The organism is Tahibacter harae, from assembly GCF_024437735.1.
Taxonomy (GTDB): domain Bacteria; phylum Pseudomonadota; class Gammaproteobacteria; order Xanthomonadales; family Rhodanobacteraceae; genus Tahibacter; species Tahibacter harae.
In genome coordinates this window covers 198,767-221,712 of the sequence record NZ_JANFQO010000009.1, presented here as the reverse complement: position 1 = coordinate 221,712, position 22,946 = coordinate 198,767, and the positions used below count along the sequence as shown (strand labels likewise).

General features: G+C 68.7%; 15 protein-coding genes and 2 pseudogenes. 12 read left to right on the top strand and 5 right to left on the bottom strand.

Annotated elements, in window-relative coordinates:
* Positions 1–313: pseudogene (locus NM961_RS12040) on the top strand (ABC transporter ATP-binding protein); the annotation flags it as partial.
* 15 nt (positions 314–328) lie between these two features.
* Here NM961_RS12040 and NM961_RS12035 read toward each other — a convergent pair.
* Positions 329–877 (bottom strand): TfoX/Sxy family protein, encoded by a 549-nt coding sequence (locus tag NM961_RS12035; protein ID WP_255914620.1) that lies wholly within the window; start codon positions 875–877, stop codon positions 329–331.
* Between the two features lie 160 nt (positions 878–1,037).
* Here NM961_RS12035 and NM961_RS12030 point away from each other — a divergent pair, with 160 nt between their 5' ends.
* Positions 1,038–2,189 carry a GGDEF domain-containing protein gene (locus tag NM961_RS12030; RefSeq protein ID WP_255914618.1) on the top strand — a complete coding sequence of 384 codons (1,152 nt, stop codon included), beginning with the start codon at positions 1,038–1,040 and terminating at the stop codon, positions 2,187–2,189.
* Positions 2,190–2,314: 125 nt separating this feature from the next.
* Here NM961_RS12030 and NM961_RS12025 read toward each other — a convergent pair whose 3' ends face one another.
* The 4 genes from NM961_RS12025 to rpsB form a co-directional block, all read right to left on the bottom strand.
* A complete protein-coding gene (locus NM961_RS12025; protein ID WP_255914617.1) occupies positions 2,315–3,445 on the bottom strand; it encodes a hypothetical protein in 1,131 nt (376 codons plus the stop codon).
* Between the two features lie 267 nt (positions 3,446–3,712).
* Positions 3,713–4,864 carry a hypothetical protein gene (locus NM961_RS12020; protein ID WP_255914615.1) on the bottom strand — a complete coding sequence of 384 codons (1,152 nt, stop codon included), beginning with the start codon at positions 4,862–4,864 and terminating at the stop codon, positions 3,713–3,715.
* 532 nt (positions 4,865–5,396) lie between these two features.
* Positions 5,397–6,275: a translation elongation factor Ts gene (gene tsf, locus NM961_RS12015; protein WP_255914614.1), complete on the bottom strand. Its 879-nt coding sequence runs from the start codon at positions 6,273–6,275 to the stop codon at positions 5,397–5,399.
* A 124-nt stretch (positions 6,276–6,399) separates the two neighbouring features.
* Entirely contained in the window at positions 6,400–7,284 is an 885-nt protein-coding gene (gene rpsB, locus NM961_RS12010) for a 30S ribosomal protein S2 (RefSeq protein ID WP_255914613.1), read from the bottom strand.
* A gap of 379 nt (positions 7,285–7,663) precedes the next feature.
* Between rpsB and NM961_RS12005 the strand changes: the two genes are divergently transcribed.
* The 10 genes and pseudogenes from NM961_RS12005 to NM961_RS11960 all read left to right on the top strand — a co-directional run bounded on the left by NM961_RS12005 (position 7,664) and on the right by NM961_RS11960 (position 22,940).
* Complete coding sequence (locus tag NM961_RS12005) at positions 7,664–10,186, top strand: hypothetical protein (protein ID WP_255914609.1); 2,523 nt, start codon at positions 7,664–7,666, stop codon at positions 10,184–10,186.
* Between the two features lie 125 nt (positions 10,187–10,311).
* On the top strand, positions 10,312–11,079 hold the full coding sequence (gene map / locus NM961_RS12000; RefSeq protein ID WP_255914608.1) for a type I methionyl aminopeptidase: 768 nt from the start codon (positions 10,312–10,314) through the stop codon (positions 11,077–11,079).
* 198 nt (positions 11,080–11,277) lie between these two features.
* A pseudogene (gene glnD / locus NM961_RS11995) lies at positions 11,278–13,860 on the top strand ([protein-PII] uridylyltransferase); the annotation flags it as partial.
* The gene (dapD, locus tag NM961_RS11990) at positions 13,799–14,776 is read left to right on the top strand and encodes a 2,3,4,5-tetrahydropyridine-2,6-dicarboxylate N-succinyltransferase (protein ID WP_439334210.1); all 978 of its coding nucleotides are present in this window, start codon (positions 13,799–13,801) and stop codon (positions 14,774–14,776) included. The pseudogene glnD and the gene dapD, both read left to right, overlap by 62 nt.
* 1 nt (position 14,777) lies before the next feature.
* Positions 14,778–15,134, top strand: a complete 357-nt coding sequence (locus NM961_RS11985) for a Spx/MgsR family RNA polymerase-binding regulatory protein (RefSeq protein ID WP_255914601.1) — start codon at positions 14,778–14,780, stop codon at positions 15,132–15,134.
* Positions 15,135–15,138: 4 nt separating this feature from the next.
* Positions 15,139–16,272: a succinyl-diaminopimelate desuccinylase gene (gene dapE / locus NM961_RS11980; RefSeq protein ID WP_255914600.1), complete on the top strand. Its 1,134-nt coding sequence runs from the start codon at positions 15,139–15,141 to the stop codon at positions 16,270–16,272.
* Positions 16,265–18,238: a hypothetical protein gene (locus NM961_RS11975; RefSeq protein WP_255914598.1), complete on the top strand. Its 1,974-nt coding sequence runs from the start codon at positions 16,265–16,267 to the stop codon at positions 18,236–18,238. Before dapE ends, NM961_RS11975 begins: the two co-directional genes overlap by 8 nt.
* A 131-nt stretch (positions 18,239–18,369) precedes the next feature.
* Positions 18,370–20,295, top strand: coding sequence for a hypothetical protein (locus NM961_RS11970; protein ID WP_255914596.1), 1,926 nt, complete (start codon positions 18,370–18,372; stop codon positions 20,293–20,295).
* Between the two features lie 93 nt (positions 20,296–20,388).
* Positions 20,389–22,260 carry a hypothetical protein gene (locus NM961_RS11965; RefSeq protein ID WP_255914595.1) on the top strand — a complete coding sequence of 624 codons (1,872 nt, stop codon included), beginning with the start codon at positions 20,389–20,391 and terminating at the stop codon, positions 22,258–22,260.
* Positions 22,260–22,940, top strand: a complete 681-nt coding sequence (locus NM961_RS11960; RefSeq protein WP_255914594.1) for a hypothetical protein — start codon at positions 22,260–22,262, stop codon at positions 22,938–22,940. Before NM961_RS11965 ends, NM961_RS11960 begins: the two co-directional genes overlap by 1 nt.
* Positions 22,941–22,946 lie beyond the last annotated feature (6 nt).

Sequence of the window (22,946 nt, the reverse complement as noted above, 5' to 3'; positions counted from 1 at the left end):
GCGCCCGACGCCGCGCGGCGGCGCCCGCGGCAGCGGCGCCGCCGCCAAGCCCGCGGCGCCCGCGCCCGCGGCGGCGCCTGCACCGGCGGCACCGGCGAAACGCAAGCTCAGCTACAAGGAGCAGCGCGAGCTGGAACAGCTGCCGCAGCGCATAGAGCAGCTGGAAAGCAGCATTGCCGCGCAGACCGCGGCGATGAACGAATCGGCATTTTTTCAACAGCCGGCCGGTGCCATCGTGGCTGCCAACCAGAAGCTGGCCGATACCCAGGCCGAGCTGGATGCGGCCTATGGGCGGTGGCAGGAGCTGGAGTGAGGACTGCGGGCTGATCTAGGCGGCGGGGCCGGGTTTCTTTGCGGCGCCGGTTTTTCGCAGCGTGCCCGATTGCCTGGCCGTGCCGGACTGTTTCGCGACGCCTGATTTCTTCGCCGCTGCGGGTTTCTTCACGGTGGCTGCCTTCTTCGCGGCTGTTGCCTTCTTCGTAGCCGCGGCCGGCTTCTTGGCTGCCGCTTTTTTCGCGGCCAGCGGCTTCTTCGCCGGTCTGGGCGCATTCGCCTTGCGCAGCGCCGCCGCATAGGCGCGCCGCGCCCAGGGCGTCATGGCTTCGGCCGAGTCCATGGCTTCGTCGGGCACCGACCAGTAGCCCATCTCGATGGGCTTGCCCTTGCCGCCGTACGTCCAGACCTCGCAGCCCGCGGCGGCGAAATCGGCGCGGGTCAGGTCATCGACCTTGAGATAAGGACGCTGCTCGACCACGACCGCGATCATCAGCCCGTCGTGGTAGATGCCATGGCCGCCGAACATGCGCCTGGCGCTGACCGGACCCAGGCCGGACAGCAGTTCCAGCAGGTAGGCGATATGGTCCGGGTCTGTCTGCATGGGGGCAGGGAGATTCGGGATTGGGATTCAAGATTAGCAAAACGGGATTCGGGATTCGGGATTGACAAGAGCAGGCGTGGCGGACCGGGTTGGTTGTCGCTCTTCACTGCAGGAGCGAACCGCGAACGCTCAATCCCGAATCCCGACTAGACTCGCCGCCATGGACCCCACGACCGCCTTCCTGATCGCCGCATTGATGATGCTGCTCAACGGCGGCGTGCTGGGGCTGATGCATGGCGACCTGCCGGCGGCGCTGCGGCCCAGCGCGATCAGTTGGCGCATAGGCACCCTGCTGCAGGCCTGCGGCTGCATCCTGTTCGCCGTGCAGCAGTTCATGCCGGCAGAGCTGGTGCTGCCGCTGGGCAATGGCCTGGTCATGCTCGGCGTCGCCGGCTGCTGGCGTGCGATGCGCCAGTTCTACGGGCTGCCGGACCGCTGGATCCTGCTGCTGCCGGCGCTGCTGGGTACCCTGGGCATCTGGTGGTTTGCCGGGCCGCAGCCGGATTTCATCGCGCGCATCGTCATCGCTTCCCTGGCCTGGTGCGTCATGCTGGTCGCCGCCGCCTGGACCGTGCTGGCCGCGACCCGCCGCGAGCAGGCGCTGAGCGCGCGCGTGCTGGCCGGCATCTTCGCTGTGCTGGCCCTGTTCATGCTGCTGCGCGGGGTGTATTTCGTCGTCATGCCCGGTGCGGCTGGGACCATCGTGGACCGCTCCAGCTGGATCAACGCACTCACGCCGATGCTTGCCGCGGTGCTGCCGGTGATAGGCACTACCGGCTTTCTGCTGCTCTGCTCGGACCGTATCCGCCGGCAGTGGGAACGGGCCGCGTCCACCGACTATCTCACCGGCCTGGCCAACCGCCGCACCATCGCGGCGCTGGGCGCGCAGCGCCTGGCACAGGCTGCGCGCGGCAGCGGCGGTTTCGCCCTGGCCCTCGTCGACATCGATCACTTCAAGGCCATCAACGACCGGCACGGCCACGAGGCCGGCGACCTGGCCCTGCAGCAGGTCGCGCGCCTGTTGCAGGCGGCGGCCGGCAGCGGCGATCTGGCCGGGCGCCAGGGCGGCGAGGAATTCGTCGTGCTGCTGGCCGCGGCGGGCGCGGCCCAGGCATTGGCTGCGGCCGGGCGCCTGCGCGAAGCGGTTCGCGCACAGCCGCTGCAACTGGGCGCAGCGCCGGTGGCGATCACCGTTTCCATCGGTGTTGCGGTGGCGCAGGGCGAGCACAGTCTGGACGATCTGCTGCGCCGGGCGGATGCGGCGCTGTACCAGGCCAAGGCCGCGGGGCGCGACCGGGTCGAGCTGGGCTAGCCTGCAAGCCCCGGAGGGCGCATCCCTGCGCAGGGGCAATCGGTCCTTCCCAACAATCTCCCCATGTCGCCGGGAGCGCGTCTGGCACAAAAAGCGGGCGCCGCATGGCGCCCGCCGGTACGGCCTCAGTTCTGCCAGATGCCCTGCTGGCTGCCGGTCTTCTGGTTCTGGATCGGATTGCTGCAGGTGGGCAGGCTGCAGGCCGAGGTGGTCGGCGTATCCAGCGGCGCGTAGAGGATATTGAGGTAGTAGGTCTGGCCGGCCTGCAATTCGCAGCGGCTGGTCAGGCCCGTGGCGCCCCAGGCCAGCGCATTGCTCATGGCGCCGCGGTTGAGGATGCACTTGGTCGTCATCGGATCGGTCGGCGTGGTGCTGAAATCGCCGCAGGACTGGCTGATGGTCATGGACACCAGCGAGGGGCGGTCGGGCTGGTTGGTTTCCTCGTTGCGGTAGCCGCCCTGGGTGGCGCTGGTGAAATTCGACGGCACGGTGAATTTCAGCGCCACGTAGCCGTTCTTCGGCATCAGGATGCGCTGGGTCAGGTTCATGGTGCCGGGGAAGGTGCGCAGGGTGCTGCTGTTGGGATCGTGGCCGAACACGTTTTCGAACAGGGTGAGGTCCGCGGTGCGCGAGGCGCCGTCGTTGTACTTGACCGTGCCCGAGGTGAGGCGGGTCAGGCCGGCCGGTGCGATGCAGCCCGCCGGCGGCGTGTTGTTGACCGATACGACGCGGGTGGAAATCGCCGGATTCGCCGCGCCCGCCTTGGTGCAGGTGAGCTTGAACGTATAGGTGCCGGTCTGGGTGAAGGTGATCGGCGCCGAATGATTGCTGGCGCAGCCGGCAGTGGTGGAGCAGCCGATGGCGCCCGAGCCCGAGGTGGGCCAGTTGGGCAGGCTGACGGGGAAGGTGCTGCCGGCGTAGGTGCAGGTTTCCGCATCGGCGGCCCAGTTCACCGTCGTGGTGCTGTTGACCAGGACCTGCTCGGGCAGCTCGCTCAGATCCAGTCCGTCGGTGATTACCGGATCGGGCACCGTGCCGCCGCCGCCGGCGGGGCAGTTGCTCGCGGCGAAGCTGCCGGTGAGGCTCAGGTTGCCGGTGGCCGGGTCGACGCTGACGCCGTCGTCCGTGCTGGTGATGACGCAGGTCTTCTCCGGGCTGCCCCATTTCACATGCAATTCGACGCCGGCGCCCAGCGCGATGGACGAACCTGCCAGCGTTATCAGCAGGGCGGAAGTAGTGAGGCGCGGTGCGCGCATGGGCAGAACTCCAGCTAGAACGAAAGACGAAGTGAATCTTGGCGGCGGGCGCGACCTGAAGCGCTAAGCGTTGGTTAACCGTCGCGCCGGATATCGCGGGGCCGCGGGCGGGTTGCCGGGCGGCGCAGCGGCACCTCCGGCGCGCTGCGCAGGCACTGCGACGGCGGACGGAGGGCTGCATCTGGCGCGCCGTGCGTGGGCATCAGGAACACAGCACGGGGCATACCGCCTGCTGCCCGCGCGCCGGTGCGCGCGGGCCGGCGGTGCTCAGGGTGAGGCAGGCGTGCCCTGCCAGATATGGCCGGTCGTGGGGCCGGTCTTGCGGTTGAGTATCGGCGCGCCGCAACTGCTGATATTGCAGCCTGGCGTGGTCGGCGCATCCAGCGAGGCGTACAGGATATTGAGGTAATAGGTCTGGCCGGCCTGCAGCTGGCAGCGCGCGGTGAGGCCGACATTGCCCCAGGGGATGGAGCCGTTCAGCTCACTGGCGTTGAGGATGCAGCGGTCGGTCATGGGGGCGGCGGCCGTGGGCCTGAAATCGCCGCAGCGCTTGCTGATGGTGATGGAGACCTTGTCCGGGCGGTCATTCACCGCACTTTCCTCCAGCGCGTAGGCGCCCTGGGTCGCGGTGTTGAAGTTGTCCGGCACGGTGAATTGCAGGGCGACGTAATTGTTTTCCGGCAGCATGATGCGCTGGGTCAGGTTGATGGTGCCGGGGAAGGGGCGCAGCGGGCCGTCGTTCTGGTCGTGGCCGAACACGCTCTCGAAGCGGGTCAGGTCGGCCGTGCGCGCCGGATACGAGGCTGTGCTGTTGTAGCGTACCTGTCCGCTGAGCAGGCGGCGCAGGCCGGCGGGCGCGATGCAGCCGCTGGACGGCTGCTCCGTCACGCTCACGCTGCGCGTGGAAACCGCCGGATTGGCCGCGCCGGCCTTGCTGCAGGTGAGCTTGAACGTATACGTGCCGGCCTGAGCGAAGCTGAGGTTCACGGCGTGGTCGGCGGCGCAGCCCGCGGCGCTGGAGCAGGGCGTTGCGCCGGCGCCCGAGGTCGGCCAGTTCGCAAGCGTGCCGGGAAAGCTGCTGCCGGCATAGCTGCAGCTGTCCGCATCGGCGGACCAGTGCACCGTCGTGCTGGCGCCGACCAGGACTTCGGCCGGCAGCTCGCTCGCGCCGAGATCGTCGGTAATCACCGGGTCGGTGACTGTGCCGCCGCCGCCCGGACAGTCCGTTGCCGCCGCGGTGCCGTTGAATTCCAGTGCGCCGTCGCCGGCCACGGAGACGCCGTCGGCGTCGGTGCGGATGACGCAGATCCTGGGCGGATTGCCCCATTTCATGCGCAGCTCCACGCCCGGCGTCTGGGCAGTGGAAGGCGCAGCGAGCGCGAGCAGCAACAGGGGCAAGGGCAGGCGCAGGTTGCGCATCGAGCAAGGTTCCGGTGGCTGGCGGGGGCGCGAATGTTGAATCCGCCGGCTCCGGGTTGCGCTAAACGCGGGTTAATCGCTGCGGTTAGCGTGTTTTTTACGTGCGGGTGGTGTTGCGTTGAATCGGGGTTGGCGAGGTATTTGGAAAAATACGGAAAATTTCAATTGCGAGAATGGCATCCGCACCACTTCGGCCGCTGCGAAAGGACGGCGATTGCCGCGGCAGCGGACGCCGGGGTGTCGCAGGGCCGCGAAACCAGAGTGCGGCGTTTTGTCCCAGCTGCGAAACGGGAATGAGCGCATTCTGTACGCCGGGAAGACGGAGGCCGGGAGCTTGGCGGCGACAAACGGGACGGCCGCGGTGCCCTGCGGCGGAAAACGCGAAAACGCCGCGGCTTCCGCGGCGGCAACAAAAAGAGCCGCGGTTTCCCGCGGCGACAAAATAAAAAGGGCTGCGGTCTGCCGCGGCGACAAAATAAGAAGGGCCGCGGTCTCCCGCGGCCCTTGCATGCACCAACGTGCAGCAGTGCGATCAGGCCAGGCCGGCCTGCTTCATCACTTCGGCGGCGTAGTCTTCCACCACCTTTTCGATGCCTTCGCCGACGGCCAGACGCTGGAAGCCGACCACGTCGGCGCCTTCCTTCTTCAGCACGGCTTCGACGGTCATATCCGTGTTCAGCGCATAGGGCTGGCCGGCCAGGGTGACTTCGTTGATGATCTTGGCGATCTTGCCGCTGATGATCTTTTCCAGGATTTCGGCCGGCTTGGCCTTGTCCTTCTCGCTCATCTTGGCCAGCTCGATTTCCTTCTCCTTGGCGATGAATTCGGCCGGGACGTCGGCCGCCTTCACGTACGGAGGATTCATCGCGGCCACGTGCATGGCGATGCCGCGGGCCAGCTCTTCGTTGCCGCCCTTGAGTTCCACCAGCACGCCGATGCGGCCGCCGTGGACATAGCCGGTGACGATGCCGCTGCTGTCGACCTTGGCCAGACGGCGCACCTGCACGTTCTCGCCGACCTTGGCCACCAGGGCCTGGCGGGCTTCCTCGACCGTGCCGCCGTTGCCGTACGGAGCCGCCTTGAGGGCGTCGATGTCGGCAGCGCCGGAATCCAGGGCGACCTGGGCGACGGTGTTGGCGAACTTGACGAAGTTCTCGTCCTTGCCGACGAAGTCGGTTTCGGAGTTGATTTCGACCAGCACGGCCTTGCCCGGGGCCTGGGCCAGGGCGATGCGGCCTTCGGCGGCCACGCGGCCGGCCTTCTTGTCAGCCTGGGCCAGGCCCGACTTGCGCAGGTATTCCATCGCTGCGTCGATGTTGCCGGCGTTCTCGGTCAGTGCCTTCTTGCACTCCATCATGCCGGCGCCCGAGCGCTCGCGCAGTTCTTTGACCAGACTCGCGGTGATTTCCATGTAATCCTCGATGGTTGCGGCGGCGACACAGGTCGCGCCGGGAAGCGGAATCTTGTTGCTGCATCACGACAGGGCCGTGACGCGCCGGAGCGCAGCGGACTGCGCTCCGGCTGTTGCATGCTGCTTACTCGCCCTGCGGGGCCGGACGGCCGCCGCCGTTGCGGCCGCGCGGCGCGCCGCCCGGACGCTGGCCCGGCTTGGCGCCCGGCTTGCCCCGCGGCGGAGCCGGCTTGCGGCCGCGCGGGTTGTCGTCGGTGGCGGCCTTGACGTGGCCCTCGGCGTCGAGTTCGACGAACTCGTCCTTGTCGCTGACGGCGACCTGCGGCGCGGCGGCCTTGCCTTCCAGCACGGCGTCGGCGGCGGCGCGCACGTACAGCTGCACGGCGCGGATGGCGTCGTCGTTGCCCGGGATGGCGTAGTCGACCAGGCTGGGGTCATAGTTGGTATCGACCACGGCCACGACCGGGATGCCGAGCTTCTTGGCTTCCTTGATCGCGATATCTTCGTGGCCAATGTCGATCACGAACAGGGCGTCCGGCAGGCGGGTCATGTTCTTGATGCCGCCCAGGGACACGTTCAGCTTTTCCGATTCGCGCTGCAGGCCCAGCACTTCACGCTTGACCAGACGCTCGAAGCGGCCGTCGGTGGCCATGGCTTCGAGTTCCTTCAGACGCGCGACCGACTGCTTGACGGTGCGGAAGTTGGTCAGCGTGCCGCCCAGCCAGCGGGCGGAGACGTGCGGCATGCCGCAGCGTTCGGCTTCTTCCTTGACCGCGTCGCGCGCCGAGCGCTTGGTGCCGACGAACAGGATGGTGCCGCGCTTCTGCGCCAGGCCGGACAGGAAATTCATCGCGTCGCCGAACAGCGGCACGGTCTTTTCCAGGTTGATGATGTGGATCTTGCCGCGCGCGCCGAAGATGTACGGCGCCATCTTGGGGTTCCAGTAGCGGGTCTGGTGGCCGAAATGGACGCCGGCTTCCAGCATCTGGCGCATGGTGACTTGAGGCATGGTGGTATAGCTCCTGAAAGGGGCGCGCACGGAAACTCGGTTTGCAGTGCAGCGGCCCGGGGTTGTCGTCCTCCACGTCCCCCCGCGACCGACTTCTTGCGAAGCACCCCGGAGCGGTGACGGAACGTGTGTGGATTCGGCAGGATTGCCGTGGTGGCGGGACTTGCTCCGCGCCTGGATTTGCCGTCCTGGGCCTGGGGCCCGGGCGGAAAATCCGCGGAAGAATAGCGGGTCTGCGCGGGGCAAGGCAAGCGGCCGGGCCATCCGGCCGGTTCGGACGCCGCTGCGAGGGCGGGGCCGTTTCCGCCGTCAGGCGTTTAGAATCCAGGCTGATCGCCCCCAAGGCTGCCTTATGCGCGCAATACGATGGATTGCTTTCATGTTGTGTGGCCTGGCCGCGGCAGAGGCCGCAGCCGCGCAGCTGCCTGCGCTGCAGGCCGACCTGGTGAAGGATCTGGCGACGCAACCGTCCGGCCGCGGTTCCTCCCCGCATTCGTTCAGGACGCTCGGCGACCGGATCTATTTCGCTGCCACGGACGCCGCCACCGGAACGGAGCTGTATTCCACCAATGCAACGGGCGATCTGCGTTTTCTGGCGGATATCGCACCGGGCACGGCGGGCTCGCGCCCCGAACCCGTCTCGCTGCAAGGCAGCCGGGTCATCGTTTCGGCCGATGACGGCACCGGACTGCAGTTGTGGTCGCTGCCGGTCGAGGGCGGGCAGGCCACGCGGCTGACTTCGCTGGGTGGGCCTGTGTACCGCACGGCAGCGGTGGGCAGTCGCACGATTCTCGGCATTTCAGGCGGGAAGATCCTGTCGACGGATGGCACGCCACAAGGAACCATTCCGCTGCCCGGCGGCCCTGATTTCCCCATCGATTCCATTTCGACAAGCTGCGCAATCGGCAGCGACGTGATCCTCAGCGGCTCCGGCCGGTCGATGCTGGAATCCCTGGTGCGCACCGACGGGATACCCGGCCACAGCAGCGTCTTGACGACCTTTCCCATGTTTGCCCGCGCGGAGGCGAGCGCGAAGATGGGCAATTACTGCTATTTCGTCGTATCGCTGGCCATACAGAGGCAGATCTGGCGCTCCGACGGAACAGTTGTGGGAACTGCGAAAGTCACGGAGCCACGGGATTTCTCCGGCGACCTCGCTGCCCTGGGCGGCGCCTTGTACATAACGGAAACCACCGGCGGCGCCACGCGGCTGTTGCGCCTTGCAGAAGGAGAGTCCGAGCCGCAGACCGTCGTCGAGATAGCACCTTCGGAGCAGTCGGCGACGCAGCTCGTCCTCCACGACGGCCGACTGATTTTCGATGCGTACATCGGCACGGGCGGCCTCTCCGAGAAGGCCGTCTACATCAGCGACGGAACCACGGCGGGAACTCTCCGCATCCCTTCGTCAGAAGAAAACCCGGCGGTTGCGCAAGGCCGCTTCTATCCGTTGAACGGTTCCATCGTATTTGACCACTACGGGGGCGATCTGGCGATCGGACTCGCCGACGGCATCGTGACCAATCTGGGCACCGGCGCACTCGATTTCAGCGAATCGGCGCTGCTGGGCAATGTGCGCATCAGCAGCGGTGAAAGCGGCGAGGGGCGGGAAGTATGGATCAGTGACGGCAGCGCGGCCGGCACTCGCCGCCTGCACGACATCTGGCAGGAAACCCGCAGCGGTATTCGCACCCCCGACCAAAGCGCGGACTGGGTCAGCGTGGATGACGTGCTGTTTTTCAATCACGCGCTGGCGCCCGGCAGCGATGTTCGTGCAGGACTCTGGCGCACCGATGGCAGCGAGTCGGGGACTGCGCCGCTGGGGCTGGACTTTTATCCTGGTCAGGCTGCTGTTGATCTGGAGCGGTCAGGCTCCGGACTGATGTTCCTGACGCGATCCTCGGGCCCCAGCAGCGTGTACTACACGGATACCCTGTTCAGCAGTGTGCACGAGGTTGCCAGAGCAGACAGCTCATGGCTTTCGTGGCTTGCCCCGACCGGCGGCGGCACCGGTGTCTTGTTCGCCTGCGAACCGTTTCCCGGGCTGTGCAGGGCTGATCCGGACAGCAGCAGCATGGTCGGCAATGCGGATTTCCTGGACGTGCGGGCCGTTGGCGAGATCGGCGGCGCAGCTATCCTGTATCGGCAGCAATACCGGGAATTCTGGCGCAGTGACGGAAGTTTTCCCGGCACGCACCTGCTGCTGTCGGGACGCGAGCTGCGCGGCCTGCCGGACCGCACCCAGGACATGGTGCTGAACGGCAGGCTGTTCTTTGTGTCGTGCATCAGCGACAGTTTCTGCAATCTGACGTCGACGGACGGAACTGTGCCCGGCACCGCGCTGCTGTCGCAGGTGCCTTCGGTCGGGCTGAATGCCGCTGCGCGCGCGGGCGACCGCCTGGTTCTGGGGTTCGGCGCCGGTTACGACGGCCAGCTCTGGTCCACGGACGGCACCGCGGCCGGCACGCACATGCTGCTTCATTCGCCGGTATCGGGGTTCGCCGCTGCAGGCGGATGGGTGCACATGAAGGCTGAGTGTGCGGACTGCGCGCATCGCTACCTGGTCACCGACGGCACTCCGGCCGGAACGCGGCCCGTCGCACTGCCGGGCATGTTGCAGGCCAGCGGCAACTTTATCGCGGCGGTGGGCGAGGATGCGGTGGTGTTCTCGTGCGGGGACGACCTGCGCGGCGAAGAGCTGTGCGTCGCCAATGCTGCCGGCACGGCGGCGGGGCCTTTGCCGGAAATATTTCCCGGCGAGTACTCCGCTGCGCCGCGCCCGATCGGAGCGACGCGGTCAGCGGTCTACTTCAGTGCCGAGGACGGCCGTCACGGCCGCGAGCCCTGGCAGATCCGCCTGCTCGAAGCGCCGCTGTTTGCCGACGGATTCAACGGACCGTTGTGACCGCCCGGAGCCGCGGGCTTGTATTGCCCGCGGCCGGCGCCATCTGGTCCTGGACCGGCCCCCGGCCGCCGTCCTGCTATCATCCCCAGACCGCCCCGCCCGGGCCGGTCCCACCCGAGGAAGCCATGCCCGTAACGATCAAGACCCCGGAAGACATTGCCAAGATGCGCATTGCCGGCGCGCTCGCCGCCGAAGTGCTGGAAATGATCGGGCAATACGTCAAACCCGGGGTCTCGACCGAGGAACTGGACCGGATCTGCCACGACCATATCGTCAAGGTGCAGCAGTCGATCCCGGCCAACCTGGGCTACAAGGGCTTTCCCAAGACCATCTGCACCTCGGTCAACCACGTCATCTGCCACGGCATTCCGGATCCGCGCAAGATCCTCAAGGATGGCGACATCATCAATATCGACGTCACCGTGATCCGCGACGGCTTCCACGGCGACACCAGCCGCATGTACTACGTGGGCAAGCCCGAGGTGCGCGCCCAGCGCCTGTGCACCATCGCCTACGAGGCCATGATGCTGGGCATAGAGCAGGTGCGTCCCGGCGCTCATCTGGGCGACATCGGCCATGCAATCCAGAAACACGCCGAAGGCGCCGGTTTCTCGGTGGTGCGCGAGTACTGCGGCCACGGCATAGGCCGTGTCTACCACGAGGAACCGCAGGTGCTGCACTACGGCAAGCCGGGCGCCGGCCTGCGCCTGGAAAAGGGCATGTGCTTCACGGTCGAGCCCATGATCAACGCCGGCAAGGCGGCGACGCGGCTGATGCCCGACGGCTGGACCGTGGTCACGCGCGATCATTCGCTGTCGGCGCAGTGGGAACACACGGTTACGGTGACCGACGACGGCTTCGAGATCCTGACGCCCTGGCCCAAAGCGGCGTAGCCGCTTCGGGCGGGATTCGTGATTGGGGGATTCGGGATTGCAGCGCGCCGCGGAAGGCCGATGCGCTGCGAAAATGACGGATCGTGGCGTCTGCCTGCGCCGTTGCGAATCCCCAATCCCCGCTCTCATAGCCTTGCAGCTCAGGCGACCGAGCCGCTACCGTAAGTTCCAGCCCCCCTCCCGTCCCGCCGAGCCCGCATGAGCGAATTACCGGCCCGAGCTGCGTTGCCGCGCCTGCCGGCGGCCCTGCCGCGGTCGGGCATCTCGCCCCAGGCGCGGCTGGCCCTGCGCCAGTGGCTGGGGGACGCGGACCGCTGGTTTGCCGATGCGTTCCGCGACGGAGCCGGCGCCGACGAACTGGTACCGCTGCGCGCGGCCGCGCTGCAGCAGCTGATGCGGCATATCTGGACCGCGATCGTCGGCGAGGCTGCCGGTGCGGCGCTGTATGCGGTCGGCGGCTTCGGCCGCGGCGAGCAGTTCCCGCGCTCGGACATGGATCTGCTGGTGCTGGTGGAAGCGCCGCCGCAGGGTTCGCTGGCGCGGTCGCTGGAAACCCTGTTCACCTGCCTGTGGGATTTCGGCCTCAAGCCCGGCCACGCCGTGCGCACCCTGGCCCAGTGCCGCGAGCTGGCGGCGCGCGACGCCTCGGTCTATACCAGCCTGCTCGACGGCAAGCGCATCGGCGGCAGCGACTGTTTCGACGCGGCCTGGAGCGAATTGCTGGCCGATGCGGCGCTGTGGCCGCCGGCCGACTACCTCAAGGCCAAGCGCGAAGAGCAGGAGCAACGCCACGCGCGCTACAACGACACGGCCTACAACCTCGAACCCAATCTCAAGGACGGCCCCGGCGGCCTGCGCAGCCTGCACGTGATCGGCTGGCTGGCGCGGCGCCTGTTCGGCCTGGCCGACTGGCGCGGACTGCAGCAGTCCGGCCTGCTTGCCGCGGCCGAGGTCGCCGCCATCGATGCGGCGCGCGCGGTGCTGTGGCGCACGCGCTTCGCCCTGCACCTGCTGGCGCGGCGGCCGGAAGACCGCCTGCTGTTCGACTACCAGCGCGAGCTGGCGCGGCGCCTGGGCTATGAGGACGAGCACGCGCAGAACCTCGGCGTGGAGCAGTTCATGCAGGATTACTTCCGCGCCGCGATCACGCTGGAACGGGCCAATTCGGCCTTCCTGCAGCGCTGCGAAGAATCCCTGGCCGAGCCCGTGCTGTTCGCCGCCGAACCCGTGGGCGAACATTTCCTGGCCATAGGCGAGCGCCTGGACCTGCGCGACCCGCAACTGTTCGAGCACCGCCCGGCGGCGCTGATCGAAATTTTCATTGCGCTGGCGGAAAACCCGGCGCTCAAGGGCCTGCGCGCGCAGGCACTGGCGCGGCTGCAGGCGGCGCTGGAGCGGCAGAGCCAGGCCCTGCGCGACGATCCGGCCGTACAGGCCGCCTTCCTGCGCCTGCTGCGCCTGGGCGCGGCGGCGGTGCCGGCGCTGGCGCGCATGAGCCGGCACGGTCTGCTGGCGCAGTACCTGCCGGCCTTCGGCAAGGTCGTCGGCCGCATGCAATATGATCTTTTCCACGTGTATACCGTGGATGAGCACACCCTGCGCGTGCTGCGCATCGTCGCGCGCTTCGCCGCGGCCGAGACCAGCCGCGAATTCGCCCTGGGCTTCGAGATCTACCAGCGCCTGGCCAAGCCCGAGCTGCTGCTGCTGGCTGCGCTGTTCCACGATATTGCCAAGGGCCGCGGCGGCGATCATTCGGAACTGGGCGAGGTCGAGGCGCGCGCCTTCTGCTATCGCCTGGGCCTGCCGGCCAGCGAGGCCGAGCTGGTCGCCTGGCTGGTGCGCTGGCACCTGCTGATGAGCGTGACCGCGCAGCGCCAGGACATCACCGATCCGGACATCGTGCACCGCTTCGCCGTGCAGGTGGGCGAGTGGGAGCGGCTGGACCTGCTGTACCTGCTGACCTGCGCCGATATCGCCGGCACCAGTCCGAAATTGTGGAATTCGTGGAAGGACCGCCTGCTGGCCGATCTCTACGTCGCCGCGCGCTACGTGCTGCGCGCGGGACTGGAGCGGCCGCCGCAGACATCCGCCCAGGTCGCCGAATGCCAGGCCCAGGCGCTGGAGATCCTGCGCAGCGACGGCGTGGAACAGGCCGGCGTGCTGGCCCTGTGGGCGGATTTCCCGGAACAGGCCTTCCTGCGCTATCACCCGGAACAGCTGGCCTGGCAGACCCGCGCCATCCTCGACACCGATCCGGCGGAGCTGCCGCTGATCACGATTCAATCCGACGGCGTGCGCGGCGGCAGCGAGATCTTCGTCTACGCCGCCGACCACGACGGCCTGTTCGCCACCGTCGCCGCGACCCTGGACCGGCTCAACCTGTCGGTGCAGGAAGCGCGCGTGCTGACCACGGCCTCGGGCATGAGCCTGGATACCTTCCTGGTGCTCGACAGCCACGGCCGCGCGCTGGACGACGCCGAGCGGGTGGAGCGCGTGCGGCGCGAACTGGCCCGCTGCCTGGCGCAGCAGCCGTACCGGCCGCAATTGGCGCGGCGCCCGCTGGCGCGGCCGCTGAAGCATTTCCAGATGGCGCCCAAGATCAGTTTCCGCCCCGACGGCGCCACCGGCCGCACCCAGCTTTCCCTGGTCTGTTCCGACCGGCCCGGCTTGCTGGCCATGGTGGCGCTGGCCCTGCGCGAACAGCAGGTGCGCGTACACGATGCGCGCATCGCCACCTTCGGCGAACGCGCCGAGGATTTTTTCCAGATCACCGACCAGAACGACCGCCCGCTGCCGGCGGCCGCCGAGCAGGCCCTGCTCAAGGCCCTGCAGGCGCGCCTGGACAACGCAGGCGGCAATCCCAAGGAGAGTCATGCAAGCACTTGAACACCTCATCGACCAGGCCTGGGAAGGCCGCGCCGAACTCAGCCCGGGCAAGGCCGATGCCGCCGTGCGCGACGGCGTGGAGCAGGCCCTGGCCCTGCTCGAAAGCGGCGAGCGCCGCGTGGCCGAGCCCGACGGCAGCGGCGGCTGGCGCGTCAACCAGTGGCTGAAGAAAGCGGTGCTGCTGTCGTTCCGCCTCAATCCCAACCAGGTCATGGCGGCCGATCCGGCGCCGTATTACGACAAGGTCGGCCTGCGCTTCGCCGGCTTCGACGAGGCCGCCTTCCGCGCGCTCGGCGCGCGCGCCGTGCCCGGCGCGGTAGTGCGCCGCGGCGCACATATCGGCCGCGACGTGGTGCTGATGCCCAGCTTCGTCAATATCGGCGCCTATGTCGGTGCCGGCACCATGGTCGATACCTGGGCCACGGTCGGTTCCTGCGCCCAGATCGGGCAGGGCGTGCACCTCTCCGGCGGCGCCGGCATCGGCGGCGTGCTGGAGCCGCTGCAGGCCGGGCCTACCATCATCGAAGACGGCTGTTTCATCGGCGCGCGCTCGGAAGTGGTCGAGGGCGTCGTGGTCGAGCGCGGCAGCGTGATCGGCATGGGCGTGTTCCTGGGCCAGTCCACCCGCATCTACCATCGCGCCAGCGGCGAGATCAGCTACGGCCGCGTGCCGGCGGGCAGCGTGGTCGTGGCCGGTTCGTTGCCGGCGGCCGACGGCAGCCACAGCCTGTACTGCGCGGTCATCGTCAAGCAGGTGGACGAGAAGACGCGCTCCAAGACCTCGGTCAACGAACTGCTGCGGGGCGACTGAGATGACGGTGAAACTGTACGGTCTGGAAAAATGCGACACCTGCAAAAAGGCGCGCAACTGGCTGCAGCGGCACAAGGTCGAGCATGAATTCGTCGACTACCGCGAACAGCGCGTGCCGGCCGAGACGCTCAAGGCCTGGGCCGCCGCGGTAGGCGGCTGGGAAAAGCTCGTCAACCGCGCCTCCACCACCTGGCGCAGCCTGCCCGAGGCGCGCAAGACGCCGGAATCGGCGCCGGAGTGGACCCTGCTGATCAAGGAGCATCCGGCCATCGTGCGCCGGCCGGTGCTGGTGACCGGCGACGGCCAGGTCAGCGTCGGCTTCAACGACAAGCAGTTCGCCCAGCGCTTTGCGGATTGATGCCGTGTCGGACGTGCTCGAACTCACCCGTGAACTGATACGCCGCGCCTCGGTCACGCCGCAGGACGCCGGCTGCCAGGCGCTGCTCGCCGCGCGCCTGGCCGCGGCAGGCTTCCGCATCGAACACCTGCGCTACGGCGAGGTCGACAACCTGTGGGCGACCCACGGCCAGGGCGGGCCGGTGCTGTTCTTCCTCGGCCATACCGACGTGGTGCCCAGCGGCCCGCCCGGGGATTGGCACAGCCCGCCGTTCGAGCCGTCCCTGCGCGACGGCCTGCTCTACGGCCGCGGCGCGGCGGACATGAAGGGTTCGGTCGCGGCCTTCGTGCTGGCAGCGGAACAGTTTGTCGCGCGTCATCCGCATCACGCGGGAACGCTGGGCGTGCTGCTGACCAGCGACGAGGAAGGCGTGGCCCGCGACGGTGTGCGCCGCGTCGCCGAGACCTTCCGCGCCCGCGGCGAGCGCCTGGACTGGTGCGTGGTCGGCGAGCCGTCCTCGGCGCAGCGCCTGGGCGACCTGATCCGCGTGGGCCGGCGCGGCTCGCTCAGCGGGCATCTGCACGTGCGCGGCATACAAGGCCATGTGGCGTATCCGGAAAAGGCGCTCAATCCCATTCATGCCTTCGCCCCGGCTCTGGCGGAACTGGCGGCGACGCGCTGGGACGAGGGCAATGCGGATTTCCCGCCGACCTCGTTCCAGGTATCCAACATCGCCGCCGGCACCGGCGCCGGCAACGTGATCCCGGGCCATCTCGACGTGGTGTTCAATTTCCGCTTCAGCACGGAGAGCAGTGCGGACGGACTGCGCGAGCGCTGCGAGGCGCTGCTGCGCCGGCACGGAATCGCGTTCGACCTGCGCTGGGAACTGTCCGGCGAGCCCTTCCTGACCCGCGGCGGCCCGCTGCGCGAGCAGACCATCGCGGCTATTGAAACCGTCTGCGGCATTTCAACCGAATGCAGCACCGGCGGCGGCACCTCGGACGGGCGCTTCATCGCGCCGCTGGGCGTGGACGTGGTGGAGCTGGGGCCGGTCAATGCCACCATCCACAAAGTGGACGAGTGCATCGCCGTGGACGACCTGGAGCGGCTGCCGCGGCTGTACCTGGAACTGGCCGAGCGCCTGCTGCCGCATGCGTGAGCGCCTGCGCCGGATCGTGCTGCTGCTGGCGGCGCTCGCTGCGCTGCCGGCGTTGAACCACGCGCGCGCTGCGCAGGGCGGTGCCGATCCGGCCCAGGCGGCCGGCGAGACCACGCTCTGGTTCAACCAGGGCGCGCTGGCGCCGCTGGGCCTGGAGATTGCACGCAGCGAAGGCGAGCGCGGCGGCCGGGAACAGGCCGTGGCCGACTACCGCGAACTGCGCTTCGCCCTGCGGCCCGACAGCGCGCTGCGCTGGCGCGCCGATGCCCAGGGCCGCTTCGCCGCGCTGGAGCCCGGCAGCGCCGGCCATGCCGGCGGCTTCGTGCTGCGCCTGCGCGGCGGCGGCGAAGTGGACCTGCGCGGCTTCCGCCTGCGCCACAGCGGTGCGGCGCGGATAGGCCTGGAGCTGAGCGACGCCCGCGGCCAGGCCTGGTTCGTGCTGGATCATGCGCACCATTTCGTCGGCGCCGGCGGCGTGCTTGCGCTGCGCCATATGGACCTGCGCCTGGCGCCGGCGCTGGCGCAGCGGCTGGGCCGGCCCGAGCTTGCCGGGCACCTGGTCGGCGGCGCGCAGACCGAAGGCGCGGCGACGGCGGCCGCCTTCGTGCGGCGCGAGGCCGCGGCGGATCCGGCCGGCGTCTGCGTGGCGCAATGGCCTTCGGACCAGCACAAGGTCGACGTGCGCATGCTGCGGCTGGCCTCCAACTGGGAAGAACGCCAGCCCGACGGCGTCAATTCCTACCGCTGCGGCCGCAGCGACGGCGCCGGCGGCCATACGCGCATCTGCACCGCCGACAGCAGCGACGGCCTGGTCGTGCTCGCGCCCGACGCCAGCCTGCGCAACGAAGGCACCGCGGCGGTGGCCTGGCATCCCAAGTTCTCCGCGCCCTCGGCGCCGTATGCCAACGACCAGCATCCCTACCTGGTGTGGAACCTGTACCGGCTCGACGCCGACGGCACGCTGCAGCAGATCGGCGTGTCCGCGCTCAAGCACGCCTTCCACACCATCAACGCGGCCTGTGCCTGCGAGGAAGGCGAGGTGCTGTATCCGGGCTGCGAGGACACCTACGGCGGTTTCAGCAACGATTTCTCCAGCGGCCTGGCGCCGCGCAGCGAAGTGATTCCGTACACCGCGCGCTGGGGCCGCTGTGGCTCGCTCTACGACAAGGACTGCAACGGCGTGCGCGATGCCGACCAGGGCCTGCTGCCCGACGATGCCTACAACCCGGCCAAGCGCCTGGGCGTGCGCGAAAGCGAGATCGCTCCCGCACTGCATCCCGGCGCGCGCTGGTTCCTCGAATACTGGTACGTGGTGCGCGACGAGGACCAGCCCTGGAACAATCTGGGCCTCATGGAAATCCTGCCGGCCAAGGTGCGCGGGCAAGGCACCGATCCGAATGCGTACATCTGGCGCTTCGAGGTCGGCGATTTCCACAACGGCGGCATGCTCGCGCGCTGGCAGGAACTGGCGCCCGCCGGCGCCTGGCAGCGCCAGGCCGTGCTGCGCACCGGACTGGGCCGGGCCGTGCTGGCCGCGCGCGTGCAGCGGCTGGCCGACGGGCGCTACCGCTACCAGTATCAATTGTTCAACTTCGACCTGAGCCTGGCGCGCACCAGCGGTCAGGAGCCCAACCTGCGCGTGCTGGAAAACCGCGGACTGGAGCGCTTTGCGGTCTGGGTGGATCCGGCTGCGACGCTGCAGGACACCGAATTCGCCGCCGTCGCCGGCAGCGGCGTGGCCTGGAGCGCGGCGCGGGCCGACGGCCGCCTGGCCTGGCGGCGCGGCAGTGCGGCCGCGCTGGACTGGGGCCGCAGCTTCCGCTTCGGCTTCGTCAGTGATCGGCCGCCGCAGGACAGTGCGGCGCTGCTGGGGGTGCAGGACCAGGAATGGAGCGTGTCCACCCTGGCGCCGGTCGCATCGCCTGTATCGCCACGGCCGCGGCGGACCGATCCGCCGCCACGTTGAGCCCGTCATCGCCTGCGCCCATAGGTCTAAATCGACGCAAACGCATAGGCCTGCAAGGCATAAGCTGTGCTACCGTCCGCGGCTTGAGGGGGACAGATGACAGCCCCGTCGCAGTCCAGGGGACAGTGCGGATGCAGTGGAAAGGGGAGTGGCTGGCGCGCGGTCGCGGTGCCCGGAGCCTGCTGGCAGGCCTGGCCGCCGCCTTGCTGTGCGGCCTGATTGCCGGCGCGCCCGCCCTTGCCCTGGATTTCACGCCCCACGGCACCCAGCCGCCGCTGAAGACCACGCTGGAAAACAGCAGCGGTTGCCAGGGCTGCCACCGCGGTTTCAGCGCGCCGCACAACGGTTTCATGCCGCACAGCACCTGGAGCGGCTCGATGATGGCCAACGCCACCCGCGACCCGCTGTTCTGGGCCGCGCTGGACGTGGCCAACAAGGATCTCCCCGGCGTCGGCGACTACTGCCTGCGCTGCCATACCCCCAACGGCTGGCTCGGCGGCCGCGTGGTAAAGAACGGCGGCGCCGGCCAGCCGGCCAACGGCGCCATGGGCTGCCAGCTCCAGGGCGACTATAACGACGACGACGGCTCCGCCAACGACTACAGCGGCATAGGCTGCCATTTCTGCCACCGCGTCATGCCGCACGGTCCACAGGGGCCGCAGAGCCAGCCGTTCGCCATCGGCAATGGCAATGTCTGGGTCGACGACGAAAGCCTGTGCACCGCGCCCAACGGCCAGTTCTACGGCGGCCCCTGCCGCCGCGGTCCGTATACCTATGTCAATTTTGAACTGGAGCCGCCGCATGGCTGGCAGCCTTCGGCGCTGCATTCCAGTTCCGAGTTCTGCGGCACTTGCCACGACGTGTCCACGCCGGACACCGACCAGGGCCCGCTCAAGACCCTGATCCTGGAAAACGGCACGGCGACCACGCGGCCGTTCCCGATCGAGCGCACCTACAGCGAGTGGAAGCGCAGCCTGTTCGCCGATCTGATCTTCCGCGACGGCCTGCAGAGCGCAGCCGGCAGCGAGCTGCCGGCCCTGGCCAAGGGACAGACCTGCCAGAACTGCCACATGCCCAATTCGGACGACCCGCTGGCCCAGGCCTGCGGCATGAATCCGGAAGGGTCGCGCACGGGCAACCTGCCCACGCACCGCCTGGTCGGCGCCAATACCTGGATTCCGGCCATGATCAAGACGCTCTACGCCGGCGCCAGCGGTTTCAACCGCGCCGCCGATTTCGACCGCACCATCGCCTGGGCCCGGGCCATGCTGCAGTCCAGCGCCAGAGTTACGGCAACGATCACCGCCTTCACCGCGCCCGCACCCGGTGCGCCGGGCCAGGTCAGCGTGCGCGTGCGCACCACCAATCTCAGCGGCCACAAGCTGCCGACCGGCTATTCCGAAGGCCGCCGCATGTGGCTCAACCTGAAGGTGTTCAACGCCGCCAATGCCCTGGTCGCCGAGAGCGGCGCATTCGATGCGGCCACCGGCGTGCTGACCGAGGACAGCCAGATCAAGATTTACGAAGTGCTGCAGGGCATCTGGGACCCGGTACAGCCCGGCGTCTGCCGCACCGAGGCCGGCGGCAGGAAGGTGTTCCATTTCGTGCTGAACAACTGCATCGCCAAGGACAACCGCATCCCGCCGCTGGGCTTCCGCCCGGCCGCGCCGGGCGATGCCAACGGGGACGAAGTGCGCCCGGTCAACTACAGCTATGCGCAGACCGCGCCGGGCTCGGGCGAACTGGTCAACTACGACGACACCGTCTACAGCTTCGTGCTGCCGGCCGGCACGCCGCTGCCGGTGCGCGTGGAAGCGAACCTGCGTCACCAGATCGCGAGCAAGGAATACATCGAGTTCCTGCGCGACCAGGCCGTGGCGGCGCCGGCGGTGCCGGCGGAGAACACCCTGTGCGCGGGCGCGCCGGGGCGGCCGTTCGACGTGGGGCCGCAGTCGCTGTCGCGCGGCGAGTTCATGCACGCGCTGTGGTCGGATCCGGCCTACGGCAAGTCGCCGCCGGAAACGGCGGCCAGCGCGACGGTGGTGACGGGCAACTGACGCGGCCGCGTGGGGCGGCGCGGCGGTAAATCATACAAAAGTGCGGGATGCACTTTTCCACTCGGCGCGGAGGGCGCCGGCCTGGGGGTGTGCGTGGTTGCAGGGTATTGGCGTGCGTTGGTTTTCCTGGCGCTGGGCGCGGCATCGCTGGCGGGCGTGCGGCCGGCCGCCGGCATCGATTACACCCCGCACGGCACCCAGCCGGGTCTGCTGTGGAACATAGAACCGGCGGATTCCTGCGAGGGCTGCCATCGCGGTTTCTCCGGCGCCGACGCGCCGCAGCTGCCGTACAACGCCTGGGCCGGCTCGATGAAGGCCAATGCGGCGCGCGATCCGCTGTTCTGGGCTGCGCTGGACGTGGCCAACCGCGATCTTCCGGGTGTCGGCGACTACTGCCTGCGCTGCCATTCGCCTATGGGCTGGTTCGGCGGCCGCGTGTCCAAGACGGCCACGCCGGGCAGCACGGTCAACGGCGAGAACGGCTGCCTGCTGCAGGGCAACTACGCTCAGCCCGATTACAAGGGCAACGACTACGGCGGCATCAACTGCCAGTACTGTCACCGCATGACGCCCAAGGGGCCGGCCGGGCAGAGCACCGCCATCGGCAGCGCCCGCGTATGGCTGGACGACGCGACCGAATGCACCAACCCGGACGGCAGCACCTACGGCGGCCCGTGCCGGCGCGGGCCGTACCGCTACAACTCCGGCAACGATGCGCTGGAGCCGCCGCATGGCTGGGTGCAGTCGTCCTTCCATTCCTCGGCCGAGATCTGCGGCAGCTGCCACAACGTCGATGCGCCGGAAACCACGGCCGGCCCGGTCAAGACCCTGATACTCAACGACGGCACCGACACCGGCGTGACCTTTCCGGTCGAGCGCACCTACAGTGAATGGCTGCGCAGCGAATTTTCCGACCTGATCTACCGCGACCGCTTCGGCGGCGACGCGCTGCCCGGCGGCGCGCCGGCCATTGCCCGCGGCGAAACCTGTCAGGATTGCCATATGCGTGTGTCCCTTTCGCCGGACGCCCGTGCCTGTGTCAATAATCCGCTGGGCTCGCGTACGGGCACGCTGTCGGTGCATGAGTTCGTCGGCGCCAACACCTGGGTGCCGAAGCTGCTCAAGGCCAAGTATGGCGCGCCCGACCAGCTCGACCGCGAAAGCGCGTTCGACCGCACCATCGCCTGGGCGCGCGAACTGCTCACCGATCACAGCGCCGAGGTCGCCGTCACGCTGGAGCCTTACAGCGCCGGCCAGGCCAACCTGGTGGCCAAGGTCAAGGTGACCAATCTCAGCGGCCACAAGCTGCCCACCGGCTATGCCGAGGGCCGCCGCATGTGGCTGAACGTGGTCGCGCGGGATGCATCCAACCAGCTGGTCTTCGAGAGCGCCGCCTACGACGCGGCCACCGCCGTGCTGACTGAAGACCCGCAAGCGCGCGTCTACGAGGCGCTGCAGGGTATCTGGGACAGCGCCAGCGCCAGCTGCAAGGTGACCGATGCGCTGGGGCGCAAGAAATTCCATTTTGTACTCAACAACTGCATCGCCAAGGACAGCCGCATTCCGCCGCTGGGCTTCCGCGGCGGCGGCGATCCTTCGCTGCGCCCGGTGGGACTGAGCTATCCGCCCGTCGCGCCCGGCGATGCACGCCTGGTCAATTACGACCTCGCCACCTATACGATCCCCGTGCCGCCCGGCACCAGCCTGCCGATCACCGTGCGCGCCACGCTGAAGTACCAGGTTTCCAGCCGCGACTACATCGAATTCCTGCAGCGCGAATCCGCTGCGGCGAACATCCCGGCGGAGAACACCTTGTGCAGCGCCTCGCCCGAGCGGCCCTTCGATGCCGGCCCGCAGAACGTCAACCGAGGCCAGTTCCTGTACGACCTGTGGAACGACCCTGTACTCGGCAAATCGCCGCCCGAGGACATGCGCAGTGCAGCGGCGAGCACCGGAACCCGTTGATGCCGATTTTCCTGCCGCCGCGTTTTCTTTTCCCGCTCGCCGCCGCGGGCCTGCTTGCCGCCTGCGCCGCAACACCGCGCAAAGCCGAGGCGCCTTCCGCCGCAGCGGCGCCTGCGGCGGTGCCGGCGAAGCCCGGCGCGCTCAAGCCGCTGTCGGGCACGGCCGGCGAGGCCGGTCCCGGGCTCAGCGCCTCGCGCGCTTCGCGCGACATCCAGCTGCCGGCGCGGGTGACGATCCGCCGCTACGACGACGTGTTCCGCGAGAACGGCGCCGACGTGCCGGTTACCGTGGAATACGCCTGGGACTACCAGCGCGGCCTGGGCGTGGAGCAGGTGTATACCCGCGACGGCATACCGCGCAGCCGGCGCGACCTGCCCGGCCACACCATGAATTTCACCGATCTGGAAATGGAGCTGGCCTTCGCCCTGGCGCGCGAACACGCCCAGCTCGGTCCGCTGCTGCGCGAGTCCGGCCTGAATTTCTACGGCGGCTTCGCCTATTTCGATGCCTCCGACGCCGACTGCCGCCAGGGTTCGCGCTGCGTGCACGTGATCGTCTCCGGCGGCGACGACGGCCAGCGCCCGGTCGCCCACGCCATCGTCGACCTGATGCAGCGCAAGGTCGTGCATCCGTTCTACGGCCCGGACAACCCGGCGCCGCCACCTCCGGCACAACCGTGAACCGCC